The 13,543-nt window shown below is 68.9% G+C and carries 12 protein-coding genes and 1 tRNA gene; 6 read left to right on the forward strand and 7 right to left on the reverse strand.

Annotated elements, in window-relative coordinates; genetic code table 11:
* Positions 1–105: 105 nt before the first annotated feature.
* Positions 106–182 (reverse strand) — tRNA-Met (locus AC07NC_RS05905).
* A 221-nt stretch (positions 183–403) separates the two neighbouring features.
* On the opposite strand from AC07NC_RS05905, the gene AC07NC_RS05910 reads away from it, so the two are divergent.
* The 5 genes from AC07NC_RS05910 to AC07NC_RS05930 all read left to right on the forward strand — a co-directional run bounded on the left by AC07NC_RS05910 (position 404) and on the right by AC07NC_RS05930 (position 6,351).
* On the forward strand, positions 404–1,639 hold the full coding sequence (locus tag AC07NC_RS05910; protein ID WP_494568908.1) for a PQQ-dependent sugar dehydrogenase: 1,236 nt from the start codon (positions 404–406) through the stop codon (positions 1,637–1,639).
* A 60-nt stretch (positions 1,640–1,699) separates the two neighbouring features.
* Positions 1,700–1,921 (forward strand): hypothetical protein, encoded by a 222-nt coding sequence (locus tag AC07NC_RS05915; protein WP_494568909.1) that lies wholly within the window; start codon positions 1,700–1,702, stop codon positions 1,919–1,921.
* Positions 1,922–2,181: 260 nt separating this feature from the next.
* Positions 2,182–3,387: an acetyl-CoA C-acetyltransferase gene (locus tag AC07NC_RS05920; protein WP_426025562.1), complete on the forward strand. Its 1,206-nt coding sequence runs from the start codon at positions 2,182–2,184 to the stop codon at positions 3,385–3,387.
* Positions 3,388–3,403: 16 nt separating this feature from the next.
* Complete coding sequence (locus tag AC07NC_RS05925; protein WP_494568944.1) at positions 3,404–5,596, forward strand: 3-hydroxyacyl-CoA dehydrogenase NAD-binding domain-containing protein; 2,193 nt, start codon at positions 3,404–3,406, stop codon at positions 5,594–5,596.
* Between the two features lie 320 nt (positions 5,597–5,916).
* Complete coding sequence (locus AC07NC_RS05930) at positions 5,917–6,351, forward strand: type II toxin-antitoxin system VapC family toxin (protein ID WP_494568945.1); 435 nt, start codon at positions 5,917–5,919, stop codon at positions 6,349–6,351.
* 135 nt (positions 6,352–6,486) lie between these two features.
* Here AC07NC_RS05930 and recA read toward each other — a convergent pair whose 3' ends face one another.
* From recA to AC07NC_RS05960, 6 genes are all read right to left on the reverse strand, one after another.
* Positions 6,487–7,566 (reverse strand): recombinase RecA, encoded by a 1,080-nt coding sequence (gene recA, locus AC07NC_RS05935; protein ID WP_008261712.1) that lies wholly within the window; start codon positions 7,564–7,566, stop codon positions 6,487–6,489.
* Positions 7,567–7,735: 169 nt separating this feature from the next.
* On the reverse strand, positions 7,736–9,619 hold the full coding sequence (locus AC07NC_RS05940) for a M20/M25/M40 family metallo-hydrolase (RefSeq protein ID WP_494568910.1): 1,884 nt from the start codon (positions 9,617–9,619) through the stop codon (positions 7,736–7,738).
* A 67-nt stretch (positions 9,620–9,686) separates the two neighbouring features.
* Positions 9,687–10,643: a right-handed parallel beta-helix repeat-containing protein gene (locus tag AC07NC_RS05945; RefSeq protein WP_494568911.1), complete on the reverse strand. Its 957-nt coding sequence runs from the start codon at positions 10,641–10,643 to the stop codon at positions 9,687–9,689.
* Between the two features lies 1 nt (position 10,644).
* Positions 10,645–11,469, reverse strand: coding sequence for a phosphatase PAP2 family protein (locus AC07NC_RS05950; RefSeq protein ID WP_494568912.1), 825 nt, complete (start codon positions 11,467–11,469; stop codon positions 10,645–10,647).
* Positions 11,466–11,975 (reverse strand): hypothetical protein, encoded by a 510-nt coding sequence (locus tag AC07NC_RS05955; RefSeq protein WP_035310603.1) that lies wholly within the window; start codon positions 11,973–11,975, stop codon positions 11,466–11,468. The genes AC07NC_RS05950 and AC07NC_RS05955 overlap by 4 nt, the downstream gene beginning before the upstream one ends.
* 75 nt (positions 11,976–12,050) lie before the next feature.
* Positions 12,051–12,329 carry a ribonuclease gene (locus AC07NC_RS05960; protein WP_494568913.1) on the reverse strand — a complete coding sequence of 93 codons (279 nt, stop codon included), beginning with the start codon at positions 12,327–12,329 and terminating at the stop codon, positions 12,051–12,053.
* 101 nt (positions 12,330–12,430) lie between these two features.
* On the opposite strand from AC07NC_RS05960, the gene AC07NC_RS05965 reads away from it, so the two are divergent.
* Entirely contained in the window at positions 12,431–13,438 is a 1,008-nt protein-coding gene (locus AC07NC_RS05965; RefSeq protein ID WP_494568914.1) for an LLM class flavin-dependent oxidoreductase, read from the forward strand.
* Positions 13,439–13,543: the final 105 nt, after the last annotated feature.

Raw genomic sequence — 13,543 nt, forward strand, 5'->3', positions numbered from 1 at the left:
GGACTTTCTCTCCCGGACCGGGACTTTCGTTCCCTTCTGGTCCCCGCCGCCAGCGCCAGCCGTTGCGCCTTCTCGGGTTCAACCGTCTGAATATGAAAAGGAAAGTGGTGACTGGAGGCGGGATCGAACCGCCGACCTGTGGGTTATGAATCCACCGCTCTAACCATCTGAGCTACCCAGTCGCATCCCGTCTCCGGGCGTCCGCGCGACCTGGGGCCAGCGCGAAAGAGGCGTGCCTATATCGCCGTCGGGCGCGCGGTTCAAGTCGTCTCGACGCAGATCGTGCGGCGATGCGGCGCAGGACAGGCCTCGGCGGGAACGGTAACGCTGAAGGGGTCGTTGCCGATGTCAGCCCCCAGTCCGTCCCAGATCCCCTCAAGACCTAGCCGGAGCTTCCCCCGCCATGCGCCTGATCGTCCTCGCCGCCTCGACCTCCCTGCTCGTCCTCGCCGCCGCCTGCGGCGCCAACGGCGAGAGCGCTCCGGCCTCAAGCCAGGCGGGCGCGGCGCTGGAGACCCGGCCGGCCAACAACCCCGACCAGCAGCCCGCCTTCCCCGGTCAGACCCGGGCGCCGGGGGTGAAGACCGACGTCGCCCTGAGCCACAGCGTCGTCGCCTCGGGCCTGACGCATCCGTGGGGCCTGGCCCTGATGCCTGACGGGCGCTGGCTGGTGACGGAAAAGCCCGGCCGGCTGCGCATCATCACGGCCCAGGGCCAGGTCGGCGAACCGGTTCAGGGCCTGCCCCGCGTCGATGCACGCGGCCAGGGCGGCCTGTTGGACGTCATCACAAGCCCCGGATTCGGCCAGGACCGGCTGATCTACTGGAGCTATGCGGAGCCTCGTGAGGGCGGCAACGCCACCTCGGTCGCCCGGGGTCGCCTGTCCGACGACGGGGCGCGGGTGGAGGACGTCCAGGTCATCTTCCGCGCCCTGCCCGTCTATGACGGCGACAAGCATTTCGGCTCGTCCCTGGCGTTCGCATCGGACGGCAAGCTCTTCATCACCCTGGGCGAACGCTCCGACAGGCCGATGCGGGCGCAGGCCCAGGATCTGGGCTCGCACATGGGCAAGACCATCCGCATCAACGCCGACGGCTCCGTGCCCCAGGACAATCCCTTCGTCGGCCGTGAGGGCGCCCTGCCCGAGATCTGGAGCCTGGGCCATCGCAACGTCCAGGGGATCGCCGTCCAGCCCGGCACGGGCGCAGTCTGGACCATTGAGCACGGCACGCGCGGCGGCGACGAGGTCAACCTGGACAAGCCGGGCCTGAACTACGGCTGGCCTGACGCGGCCTATGGCGTGGAATACGCGGGCGGACAGATCACGCGCGGCAATACGCAGGCGCCGGGCACGGAGCAGCCGGTCTATTACTGGGACCCGGTCATCGCGCCGGGCGGGGCGGCCTTCTATCAGGGCGCCATGTTCCCCGGCTGGGACGGCGATCTGCTGGTGGCCGGTCTGAAGGAGAAACATATCGCCCGGCTGGTGATCGAAAATGACCGCGTCGTCGGCGAGGAGCGGCTGCTGACCGACCTGGGCGAACGCGTCCGCGACGTGGCTGTGGGGCCGGACGGCGCGGTCTGGGCCATCACCGATGAAGCCGACGGCAAGCTGGTCAGGCTGGCGGTCGCGCAGTAGTCTGGCGGCGCCGGGGGGCAGGACCGAAACGCCGACGCGTTTCGGAAGACAGGAGACACCATGCGCACCCTCTTCTTCGCCATCCTGATGACTGCACCGCTGATGACAGCCTGCGCCTCGACCGGCCAGGCGAACACCTATCAGGAAGACCTCAAGCGGCTCGAAGCCAGTTGCACCGAGCGTCAGGGCATTCTGACCCCGACCGGCCTGCAAAGCGGCCGACCCGAGACCGAATACGCCTGCCGCATCACGGGCGGCGCCACCCGCATTCCGCCGCGCTGACACAGCCGGAGCCGGCCCGACCGTAACGGCCGTGGCCGGCGCCTTGCGCGCTTTTATGGCTGGCGCGACCTCCGACCGGTCACCATCTGGATTTGTGCGGCCCTGTCGCCGCGGCCGTTCACGCGGCTTATTACTTGACGTTGACGTAAACGTAGGGTTTTTGACGTCCGAGCTTAGACCCGTCCTTCCCCCAAGGTCGCGAGACGTTCGCCCATTCGGCGGACCTTGAGCGCCGGGATCAAAATGGAGACACACGCCCCATGGCTGACGCCTATATCTACGACGCCGTCCGCACCCCGCGCGGCAAGGGCAAGAAGGACGGCTCGCTGCACGAGATCACCGGCCTCAGCCTGGCGACCCAGGTTCTGGAGGCCCTGCGCGACCGCAACGACCTGGACACCTCCAAGGTCGATGACGTCATCCTGGGCTGCGTCACCCCCGTGGGCGAACTGGGCGCCGATATCGCCCGCACGGCGGTTCTTTCGGCCGGCTGGTCGCAATATACCGCCGGGGTTCAGGTCAACCGCTTCTGCGCCTCGGGCCTGGAAGCCGTGAACATGGCCACCGCCAAGGTGAAGTCCGGCGAGGCCGACTTCGCCGTCGGCGGCGGCGTCGAGGCCATGAGCCGCGTGCCCATGGGTTCGGACATGGGCGCCTGGCCGACCGATCCGTCGTCGGCCTTCCCCACCTATTTCGTGCCGCAGGGCGTGTCGGCCGACATGATCGCGACCAAATACGGCTTCAGCCGCGACGACGTGGACGCCTATTCGGTCGAGAGCCACAAGCGCGCCGCCCAGGCCTGGGCCGAGGGCCGGTTCAAGAAGTCGGTTCTCGCGGTCAAGGACCAGCTGGGTCTGACCATCCTGGATCGTGACGAGACCATTCGTCCGAACACGGACATGCAGACCCTGGGCGGCCTGAATCCCTCCTTCACCATGATGGGGGAAATGGCGTTCGACAGCGTGATCAACCAGCGCTACCCCGAGGTCGAGCGCGTCAACCACGTCCACACCCCCGGCAACTCATCCGGCATCGTCGACGGTTCGGCCGGCGTGCTGATCGGTTCGCTGGAAGCCGGCCAGGCCCTGGGCCTGAAGCCGCGCGCCAAGATCCTGGGCGGCGCCTCGATCGGTTCCGAGCCGTCGATCATGTTGACCGGCCCGGAATATGTGACCCGCAAACTGCTGGGCAAGCTGGGCATGACGCCCGACGACATCGACGTGTGGGAGCTGAACGAGGCCTTCGCCGCCGTCGTGCTTCGCTACATGCAGGCCCTGAACATTGACCACGCGAAAATGAATGTGAACGGGGGCGCCATCGCCATGGGGCACCCCTTGGGCGCCACCGGCGCCATGATCACCGGCGCCGCCCTGGACGAGCTGGAACGCTCGAACAAGTCGACGGCCCTGATCACCCTGTGCATCGGCGGCGGCATGGGCACCGCCACCGTCATCGAACGCGTCTGATCCGGAGCGAATGACTATGGAAAACTTCAAGATCGACATCGACGCGGACGGCATCGCCGTCATCGCCTTCGACGTCCCCGGCCGTTCGATGAACACCCTGACCAGCGCGGTCATGGCCGAGATCCCGGAACTGGTCGAACGCATCAAGACCGACGAGACCATCAAGGGCGCCGTCATCACCTCGGGCAAGGCGTCCGGCTTCTGCGCCGGCGCGGACCTGGGCGACATGGCCGGCGGCGTGCTGTCGGGCGGCGGCGACCTGCAAAAGGCGTTCGACGCCGGCTGGAAGCTGAACGGCGCCTTCCGCGCGCTGGAGACCTGCGGCAAGCCGGTGGCGGCCGCCATCAACGGCCTGGCCTTGGGCGGCGGGCTGGAGTTCACCCTGGCCTGCCACTATCGCGTGGTCGAGAACGACAACAAGATCCAGCTGGGCCTGCCCGAGATCAAGGTCGGCCTGTTCCCCGGCGGCGGCGGCACCCAGCGCCTGACCCGCCTGGTCGGCGTTCAGAACGCCATGATGGCGATGAGCGAGGGCAAGTCCTTCCGCCCCAACGACGCCAAGGGCGCCGGCATCGTCCATGAAGTCGTCGAAAAGGGTCAGTCGGTCGAGGCCGCCAAGACCTGGATCAAGAACGGCGGCAAGGCCGTCCAGCCGTGGGACGACAAGTCGTTCAAACTGCCCGGCGGCGGCCCCTATCACCCGGCCGGCATCCAGAACTTCATGGTCGGCAACGCCATGCTGCGCAAACAGTCCTACGGCAACTATCCCGCCGTGCTGAACCTGATGAAGGCCGTCTATGAAGGAACCCAGGTTCCGATGGACGCGGCCCTGCGCATCGAGACCCGCTATTTCATCAAGACGCTGATGACGCCGCAGGCCCAGGCTATGATCCGCAGCCTGTTCCTGTCCAAGCAGGAACTGGACAAGGGCGCCGTGCGTCCAGCCGGCGTGCCCAAGTCGGACCCGAAAAAGGTCTCGGTCCTGGGCGCCGGCATGATGGGCGCGGGCATCGCCTATGTGCAGGTCATGGCCGGGATCGAGACCGTCCTGATCGACCAGACCCAGGAAGCCGCCGACAAGGGCAAGGCCCATGTCGAGGAACTGCTGAAGAAGCGTCTGTCGCGCGGTCAGATGACCCAAGACAAATATGACGCCACCCTGGCCCTGGTCACGGCGACGACCGACTATGACCACATCAAGGGGTCGGACCTGGTGGTCGAGGCCGTGTTCGAAAGCCGCGAGATCAAGGCCGACGTCACCAAGCGCGCCGAGGCCCAACTGGTCGAGGGCGCCGTCTTCGGCTCCAACACCTCGACCCTGCCGATCACCGGCCTGGCCGAGGCCTCGGTTCGTCCCGAGGACTTCATCGGCATCCACTTCTTCTCGCCCGTCGACAAGATGATGCTGGTCGAGATCATCCTGGGCGAGAAGACGGGTCAGGCCGCCATCGCCAAGGCGCTGGACTATGTGCTGAAGATCAAGAAGACGCCGATCGTGGTCAACGACAGCCGCGGCTTCTACACCTCGCGCTGCTTCTCCACCTTCCTGATGGAAGGCATGGCGATGCTGGAAGAGGGTTACGGCCCGGCCCTGATCGACAATGTCGGCCGGATGACCGGCATGCCGCGCGGCCCGCTGGAGATGCACGACGACGTGGCCCTGGACCTGTCCTACAAGATCGCCAAACAGACGGCGCTGGACCTGGGCGACAAATATGTCCCGTCGGAAGGCGCCGACATCGTCGCCAAGATGGTCGAGGACGGACGCTATGGCCGCAAGAACGGCAAGGGCTTCTATGACTATGATCAGAAGCCCAAGACCATCTGGAAGGGGCTGAGCGACCTGGCGCCGACCACCAAGGGCATCGACAAGCCCGAGGAGGCGACCGCCTTCGCCCAGATCGACGAGCTGAAGACCCGCCTGCTGTATCGCCAGGCGGTCGAGGTCGCCCGCTGCTGGGAAGAGGGCGTCATCGACGACCCGCGTGAAGCCGATCTGGGCGCCATCCTGGGCTGGGGCTTCGCGCCCTGGACCGGCGGCCCGATCAGCATGATCGACGGCATCGGCCTGGCCCAGTTCGTGGAAACGGCGGACCGTCTGGCGGCGACCTACGGCGACCGGTTCAAGGTCCCGCAGCTGCTGCGCGACATGGCCGCCAAGAACGAGACCTTCTACGGCAAGTTCGCCCCGGAGAAGGCCGCCGCCTGATCGGCGACGACATCGTCAGACGACGGAACGGGCGGCCTTCGGGTCGCCCGTTTTGGTTTGAGACGATTGAAAAGTCTAAAACTGGAGATCGGCGTTCGAACGCGCTATATTCGCGTCATGGCCCACGTGTTTCCAGCTTCATCGCCGTCGAAGACGGTGCGCGATACCCGCTCCGGACGTCTGGTTCAGGTGCACGGCCTCGGCGCACTGCGGGGCAAGCTTCCTCTACGGCCGGACGTGGACCTGACCAAGCCCATTTTCGAACAGGTCTCAAAAGCTCGCCCCAAGCCTAACCGCGCGTCGCACGACTGAGCTTTTCCATTAGCGCGCTCCTCGACACGCACGTTCTCTACTGGCTGGTTTCAGGCACGACGCCGCTCTCAGACGCCGCCCTCGTCGCCATTGCCGACGCCCAGGCTGAGGATCGCCTTTATGTGTCACCGATAACGGCGTGGGAACTCGGCGTCGCAGCACAGAAGTCGGTCCAGGCGAACCGGCCTGATCTCGGCGCTTTGTCGCCCAAGACCTGGTTTCGAGAGGCCATCCAGGCCACCGGGGCCCGGATCACCCCCATCAGACAAAGGATCGCCCTGGAGTCCGCCGAAGTGGTGACGCGGACGGGGCACAAGGATCCAGGGGACTGTTTCCTGATGGCGACGGCGCGCGTCATGCGGATCCCCCTCGTCTCGCGCGACGCCGTCATGCAGAAGATCGCCCGCGTCGATCCTGACTATTTGACCGTCATCGACTGCTGAAGACCGCCGGCCCTCGCGACCCCGCCCAAAAAAGACCCGCCCGACACGAGGTCGGACGGGTCGCTCCGCCGCCCCTCGCGGGGTCGGTGGCGGGTCGCTTGGGGCGACGGAGTGTCTAGGAAGGCGAGACGGTCGTCAGCCTTCGAGATCCTGGCCTTCGTCCGGCTCGGGCGTGCCCAGCAGTTCGTCGGCGATCTTGCTGGTCGAGGCCCGCACCGCCTTCTCGATCGAGGCGGCGATGTCGGGGTTCTGTTTCAGGAATTCGCGCACATTCTCGCGGCCCTGACCGATCCGGGTCGAGTCATAGCTGAACCAGCTGCCCGACTTCTCGATCACCCCGGCCTTGACGCCCAGGTCGATGATCTCGCCCAGTTTGGAGATGCCCTCGCCGTACATGATGTCGAAGATGACCTCGCGGAACGGCGGGGCGACCTTGTTCTTGACCACCTTGACCCGGGTGGTGTTGCCGACCACCTCGTCGCGGTTCTTGATCGCGCCGGTGCGGCGGATGTCCAGACGCACCGAGGCGTAGAACTTCAGCGCATTGCCGCCTGTCGTCGTCTCGGGCGAGCCGTACATGACGCCGATCTTGTGGCGGATCTGGTTGATGAACAGGACGATGCAGTTCGACTTGGAGATGGAGGCGGTCAGCTTGCGCAGCGCCTGGCTCATCAGACGCGCCTGAAGGCCGGGCAGGCTGTCGCCCATCTCGCCCTCGATCTCGGCGCGCGGGGTCAGGGCGGCGACGGAGTCGACGACCACGATGTCCACGGCGCCGGAGCGCACCAGGGTGTCGACGATCTCGAGCGCCTGTTCGCCGGTGTCCGGCTGGGACACCAGCAGGTCGTCCAGATTGACGCCCAGCTTCTGGGCGTAGCCCGGGTCCAGCGCGTGTTCGGCGTCGACGAAGGCGGCGGTGCCGCCGGCCTTCTGAACCTCGGCCACCGTATGCAGGGCCAGGGTGGTCTTGCCCGAGGATTCAGGGCCGAAGACCTCGATCACCCGCCCGCGCGGCAGTCCGCCGATGCCCAGGGCCATATCCAGGCCCAGGGATCCGGTGGACACCGAGGGGATCACGTCGGCGACCCCACCCTTGCCCAGTTTCATCACCGAACCCTTGCCGAAGGCGCGATCGATCTGGGCGATCGCCGCCTCCAGGGCCCGTTGCTTGTCGCCGTCTTCCTTGCCCACCAGTTTCAAAGCCGCCTGTGCCATTGCCTTCGTCTCCCTTGCCATGATTCCCGTCAGAAGCTTGGGAGAGACCCGCCATGGACCCGCCCCCGTTTTTGTGAGGCCGACTATGTGCACGGTTTGTTCCAGTTCACAAGATGTTCTCATCCGGAACCGATGAGAACATCCGAATCCTACGTCCGATTTTGACGCATCAGGGAACGGCGACCGGCGCCTCAGCGGCCGGCTCGGCATGGCGGGCCGCCAGGGAGAGGCCGCAGCCCAGGATCAGCATGGCCGCCGCCAGCCCGGCCAGGGTGTGGCGCGCGCTTCCTGCACCCGGGGCCAAGGGCCGGGCCAGGGCGACGATCAGCACGGCGATCAGGCCCAGCGCGCCCGGCTGGTCCATCCCCACGCCCAGGAAGACGAAATGGCCCAGCCCCGCCAGCCAGCCGCCGACGACCCCGGTGGCGACCGCCGCGGGCGCCAGGGCGGCCCATCGCTCCAGCCGCGCCCCGATCGCCGCCGCCAGGGCCGCTGCGCCGGCCGCCGCCAACCCGGTCCAGACGAACAGCAAGGCCGCTTCGGGCGCCACGGCCTGAACCAGGACGCCCAGGATCAGCACCAGGACGACGGCCCCCAGCCAGCCGCCCCAGACCGTCTCGTCCTCGCCGCCAGGCCACAGGCTCAGACCCACGGCGACCAGGGCCGCACCCAGCACCACCGGATCGAACCCGCCCAGGCCCGTGGCCAGAACCGCCGCCGCGGCGATCACCCCCGCCAGCAGACGCCGCCCGATCAGGGCCCGCCCCGCCAGCAGGGCGAACATCACCCCCAGCACGGCCAAGCCTACGCCCGCCTCCATCCAGGGCAGGCGGCGCAGCAGGACATAATAGGTCTCGGCCGATTCGATCCGGCCGCCGACCGGCCCGGCCAGAACCCGCACCGCCTGGGCCACGACGATCCCGGCGGCCAGCAGCCAGACGCCCCCGCTCAGCCCCTTGCCGAACTGACGCAAGGTCAGGCCCGTGGCGTGACGCGCGCCCCAGGCGGCGAAACCGGTCAACAGAAAGGCCAGACCCAGCAGCCCCCACCCCGTCCCCGGCCCGTGCCGCAACACCCCCAGGCCGAAGACATCGGCGTAGACGGCGTTCTGCGTGGCCTTCGGCAGGACGGGCGCCCGCACCAGGGCGTCGGTCATTTCCAGCGCCTGGGATCCGATATGTTGCAGACTGCCCTGGTCCAGGGCGTCCGGCGTCGAACTGGGCGAATGGTACTGCGCCGGCCGGCCGATGAAGGCCAGGTTGATCCCGGCCAGGCCCCGGTCGGCGGCCAGGGTGAAGTCGGTGCCGTTGGGCATCAGCCGATAGACGAAGATGGCCAGGGCGTTGCTGGCCGCGCCCCCGTCGGCCCGGCGCGTCGCCCGAGCGTAAAGGTCGATGGTATGGGCGTTGCCGGGGCCGGTCTCGAACATCATGGCCCGACCGCCGCCGCCGCGCGCCTCCAGGTTCACCACCGCCCCGACCCGACCCCGCAACGGATGTTCGCTGAAGAAGGCCCGCGCCCCGTCCAGGTTCAGCTCCTCCCCGTCGGTGAGCAGCACGACCAGCCCCCGGTCGGCCGGTCCGCGCGCCCTGATCGCCCGCACCGCCTCCAGCACCGCCGCCACGCCGCTGGCGTCGTCGGCGGCGCCCGGCGAGCCGGGCACGCTGTCATAATGAGCCATCAGCACCACGAGGGGCAGGCTGGGGTTCCGGCCCGGCAGGACGCCGACCAGATTGACCACCGACAAGCCTTCGACCGACTCGCCCCGGTCCTCGATCCGGCGCACGGCGGCGGGCGACAGGGCGCCGGCCTGGAGCGTGGGCGCCAGGCCCAGCTGCGCCATTCGGCCCTGCAGATAGGCCTGGACCAGGGCGTGATCGGTCGAACCTATCGGACGGGGGGAGCGGGCCATGACCCGCACGTCCGCCATGGCCCGCTCCGCCGAAAATCCGGTCGCGGCGGCGCTTGTCGGCGCGGGCCGAGGCGTCTGTGTCGTGATCACGGCCAACCCCAGCGCCGCCGCCAGGGCCGCCAACAACAAGACCAGCCGCATTAGATGCATCCCCCGAGGCGTCATCGCGCCAATAGGGCCGAGCTGGCGTCATTTCGCAAGTGCGGGGTCAGGGACGCGTCCGGTTCCGTTCGACCCGGTTGCCGGTCGCCCCGTCGCCGTCGTCGGCGCTGGACCCGAACGGATAGCCGGCGTCATCGCCGCAATAGGACCGGTTCCCCTCGCGCGCGCCCACCACCACCGTCCGGGGGCGCAGCCAGCCGACGCCGGAAAACACATTATCCGTGATCTGATTATAGGACGGCGTCTGGTGGCGGATCACCCCGTCTTCGCCGCAGTTGCGGTACAGGAAGACCCCGCCGCGACCGCCCAGGGCGAAGCGGTTGCCGATGATGCGATTGGCGCCCGATCCGTCCACCGCGATCTGTTCACGCCCGGTGCGAATAGTGAAGTCATTGTCCTGGATCACCGTTCCGGCGCTCTCGGCGTCCAGATAGACGGCGGTCGAGACCGACCGGCCCGAAAAGCGCGAGCGCGCCACCACGGTCTGCGTCACCCCCGGCCCGACATACAGGGGGATCGTCCCCACGCCCTCGAACCGCACCCGCTCCAGCACCGCGCCCAGGGGCGCCGCGCTCTGGGCCGCCGTCGTGTGATCGGGCGTCCGTGACGAGGCCAGCAGGTCGCGCATCGATCCGCCCGCCCCCATGCCCCAGATCCGCACATTGCCGACGACGGTGCAGTTTCGCACATAGGTCTGGACCGGACGGCTCCAGCCGTCGCCCTGACGCCGCGACCAGATCGCCACCGTCGGCGTCTGTGACGTCGCCTCGCGCGCCGGTCGGATCACCCCGCCGCCGCAGTCGATCCCCGCGCCCGAGGCCTCGGCCCCCTCCATCAGAACAGGCCGCCGCACGGCGACGCCCGCCAGGTCGGCGCGGCACGTCAGGCGATAGGCTTGATCGGACGGGGCGGTCAGGTCGCGCACCTCGGCCAGGGTGCAGGCCCGCGCGCCTGCGGGATCGCCCGCCTGAACCGCCGCCAGCAGGATCAGGCCGCTCCACATCTCAGGGCAGGGGAACAGCCAGGGCCGCGCGCTCGGCCGCGCAGCCGGGATTGGTCCGTCCCGTCGCCCGCGCCGCCGCCAGTTCGTCGCGCGCCGCCGCGATCTCAGCCTGGAAGTCCGGCGTCGCGACGATTTCGGCGACGACGGCCCGCGCCAGCGCCTCGCCCGCCAGCCCATCGCTGGGATAGTCCATGGCGCAGATCTGGCGGCTCACGCCGATCTCATGGCCGATGCGCCGCACCGCCGCCGCCCGGTCCGGCGCGATCAGGGCCAGGGCCTCGGCATAGGCGGTTCCCACCGCCGCGCCGGCCGACGGCGCGGACGGGCTGCGCCGCATCGCCGGCGTCAGGGTCTGGCAGGCCCGGCGCGCAGGATCTACGCCGACCGGACGGACGGGCGCGCCTTTCGCCTGGGCCTGGGCCAGCACGACCGCCGCCTGGGCGTCATGAAAGACCTTGGCCATCATCCGGTCCAGCGTCGGCGTCTCGGCCGACCCCAGCCGCACCCCCAGGGCGCAGTCGAAATGCTGAAGCGCCAGCGGCGGGCGCAGTTCGGCATGAGCGGTCGCCATCAGCCAGCGATCCGTATCCTCCAGAGCCGTGAACCGCGCCGAGGCCGCCCGGTCGGCCGCATCCTGCGGCGATCCCTCGGCGGGCGCGGGAGTCACAGCCTCAGCCAACCGCGCGACGACGCCGGGCGACAGATAGCCTTCGTCGGTCGCGCTGAAGATCGGATGGGGCGCAGTCCGCCCGGCCGGGGCGCAGGCCGCCAGGGGCAGCGAAGGCAGGATCACCGTCGCCGCGATCAGAGCGGCGACCGGTCTCACAGACCCGCGCTCCAGCTCAGCTGCACCGAGGTCTCGCCGCCGGCGCCCGGCGCCGCCACCACCTGAAGATTGGTCGCGCCCGCCTGGCCGCCCGCAGCGCCATAGGCCCGGGCGTCGCCCTGGTTCATGCCCATGACCGAGGTCAGGCCCGCCTCCTCGGCGCGGGTGCGATAGAAGGCCACCACCTCGTCGGGCGTGGCGGCGGTGGTGAAGGTGACCAGCCCGCCCTCGCCGTCCGGCCCGGCGGCGGTCGTCGCCGGCTGGTCCAGGGCGGCGCCGGGGTACAGGGCGGCATAGGCGGGCGCGCCGGGTGCAGCGGGGATATCCGCCGTCATCGCCTCGGGCGCAGGCGCAGCCTCTCCCTCCGACGGCGAAGCCGGGGCGGTCATTTGGTCAGGGGCGGCGAGGGAGGCCTGGGCCGGCGCCTTTTCGGTCCTGGACCGGTCGTCGCAACCTGCAAGGCAAAGCAAGACTAAGGCGGCCGAGGCCGCCAGACGGCGTATCATCGGGGAATCGTCCCTTGGACCCATGGTCAAGGCGCCACCGTGGCGCAAGGATGCGGCGGCAGCAAGGCGTCGGCGTCAATCGTCGTTTTCAGCGCGGCCCCGTTTCCCCGCCGAGGCCCGCCCTTCTTCGGCGAGGGCCTCGTTGATCTCGAGCGAGTCGGGATCATCGTCCGATCCGCTGGCGGACCCGCCGCGCAGCGAGCCGGCGCGGGTGTCGGAGCCGGAATCTGTGCCGTCCAACGCCTCGATCAGGGCGTCAGCCTTGTGCCCCAGGTCCGGCTTTTCGCCCATGTCGGCGGCCTCGCGCGCATCCTCGCACTCGGCTTCGGTCTTTTCGGCGTCAACGTCCGTCATAGCTCATGTCTCCGGGTTCGTCGAAGGTAAAGCGCCCGACCCGGTTGCGGTTCCCCGCTCCCTGCCCTTGAACCTCGGCCGTCAGCCCCGATCTAGGCGTCATGATCCCGTTCTCAGTTCTCGACCTCTCCCCCATCGTCGAAGGCGGCGACGCCCGCCGCGCCCTCGACGAGACCCTGGCCCTGGCCCAGGCCGCCGACCGGCTGGGCTATCAGCGGTTCTGGCTGGCCGAACACCACAACATGCCCGGCATCGCCAGCGCGGCGACCGCCATCGTCATCGGCCATGTGGCGGCGGGCACCCAGCGCATCCGCGTCGGCTCCGGCGGCGTCATGCTGCCCAACCACGCGCCCCTGGTCGTCGCCGAACAGTTCGGCACCCTGGAGACCCTGTTCCCCGGCCGGATCGACGTGGGCCTGGGCCGCGCGCCCGGCACCGACGGCGCCACCGCCCGCGCCCTGCGCCGCTATTTCGACGGCGCCGACCAGTTTCCGCGCGACGTGGTCGAATTGATCCAGTGGTTCGAGCCGGCCGCCGACAACCAGCCGGTGCGCGCCGTTCCCGGCGCGGGTCTGCGCGTGCCGATCTGGCTTCTGGGGTCCAGCCTGTTCAGCGCCCAGCTGGCCGGCCAGCTGGGCCTGCCCTACGCCTTCGCCAGCCATTTCGCGCCTGAACTGCTGCTGGAGGCCCTGGCGCTTTATCGCCGCAGCTTCACCCCATCTGACCGGCTGGCCCAGCCCTACGCCATGGCCGCGATCAACGTCTTCGCCGCCGATACGGACGCGGAGGGCGTGCGCCTGTCCACCTCGATGCAACAGAGTTTCGCCCGCCTCTCGACCGGCAAGCCGGGCAAGCTGCCCCCGCCCGTCGACGACATCACGGCCGTCCTGACCCCGCAACAGATCGAGGGGGCGCGCAGCCGCCTGCTCTATTCCGCCGTCGGCGGGCCGGACACGGTGCGGAAACAGCTGACCGACTTTATCGCCCTGACCGGCGTCGATGAACTGATGATCACCGGCATGGCCTTCGACAACGCCGCCCGTATCCGCAGCCTCGAGATCGTCGCGGAAGTTCGCGGGCAGATGGGGACGGCAGAAGCGGCGGCGTGAACCCGTCCCCTCTCCCATCGGGAGAGGGCTTGAGCGCCCGAGAGCGTAGCGATCAGTCTTGCGCGAAAGGGTGAGGGGCAAGGTAGTGCGAGTTGGCCCACCGGC

Source organism: Brevundimonas sp. GW821-FHT10A07, from assembly GCF_059415785.1.

What these genes read in the sequence shown, in the direction of transcription:
- AC07NC_RS05945 (WP_494568911.1), bottom strand. Translation starts at nt 10,643, where the DNA reads ATGTGGAGCGGCCTGATCCTGCTGGCGGCGGTTCAGGCGGGCGATCCC.
- AC07NC_RS05955 (WP_035310603.1), bottom strand. Translation starts at nt 11,975, where the DNA reads ATGATACGCCGTCTGGCGGCCTCGGCCGCCTTAGTCTTGCTTTGCCTT.
- AC07NC_RS05925 (WP_494568944.1), top strand. Translation starts at nt 3,404, where the DNA reads ATGGAAAACTTCAAGATCGACATCGACGCGGACGGCATCGCCGTCATC.
- AC07NC_RS05915 (WP_494568909.1), top strand. Translation starts at nt 1,700, where the DNA reads ATGCGCACCCTCTTCTTCGCCATCCTGATGACTGCACCGCTGATGACA.
- AC07NC_RS05940 (WP_494568910.1), bottom strand. Translation starts at nt 9,619, where the DNA reads ATGCGGCTGGTCTTGTTGTTGGCGGCCCTGGCGGCGGCGCTGGGGTTG.
- AC07NC_RS05965 (WP_494568914.1), top strand. Translation starts at nt 12,431, where the DNA reads ATGATCCCGTTCTCAGTTCTCGACCTCTCCCCCATCGTCGAAGGCGGC.
- recA (WP_008261712.1), bottom strand. Translation starts at nt 7,566, where the DNA reads ATGGCACAGGCGGCTTTGAAACTGGTGGGCAAGGAAGACGGCGACAAG.
- AC07NC_RS05920 (WP_426025562.1), top strand. Translation starts at nt 2,182, where the DNA reads ATGGCTGACGCCTATATCTACGACGCCGTCCGCACCCCGCGCGGCAAG.
- AC07NC_RS05910 (WP_494568908.1), top strand. Translation starts at nt 404, where the DNA reads ATGCGCCTGATCGTCCTCGCCGCCTCGACCTCCCTGCTCGTCCTCGCC.
- AC07NC_RS05960 (WP_494568913.1), bottom strand. Translation starts at nt 12,329, where the DNA reads ATGACGGACGTTGACGCCGAAAAGACCGAAGCCGAGTGCGAGGATGCG.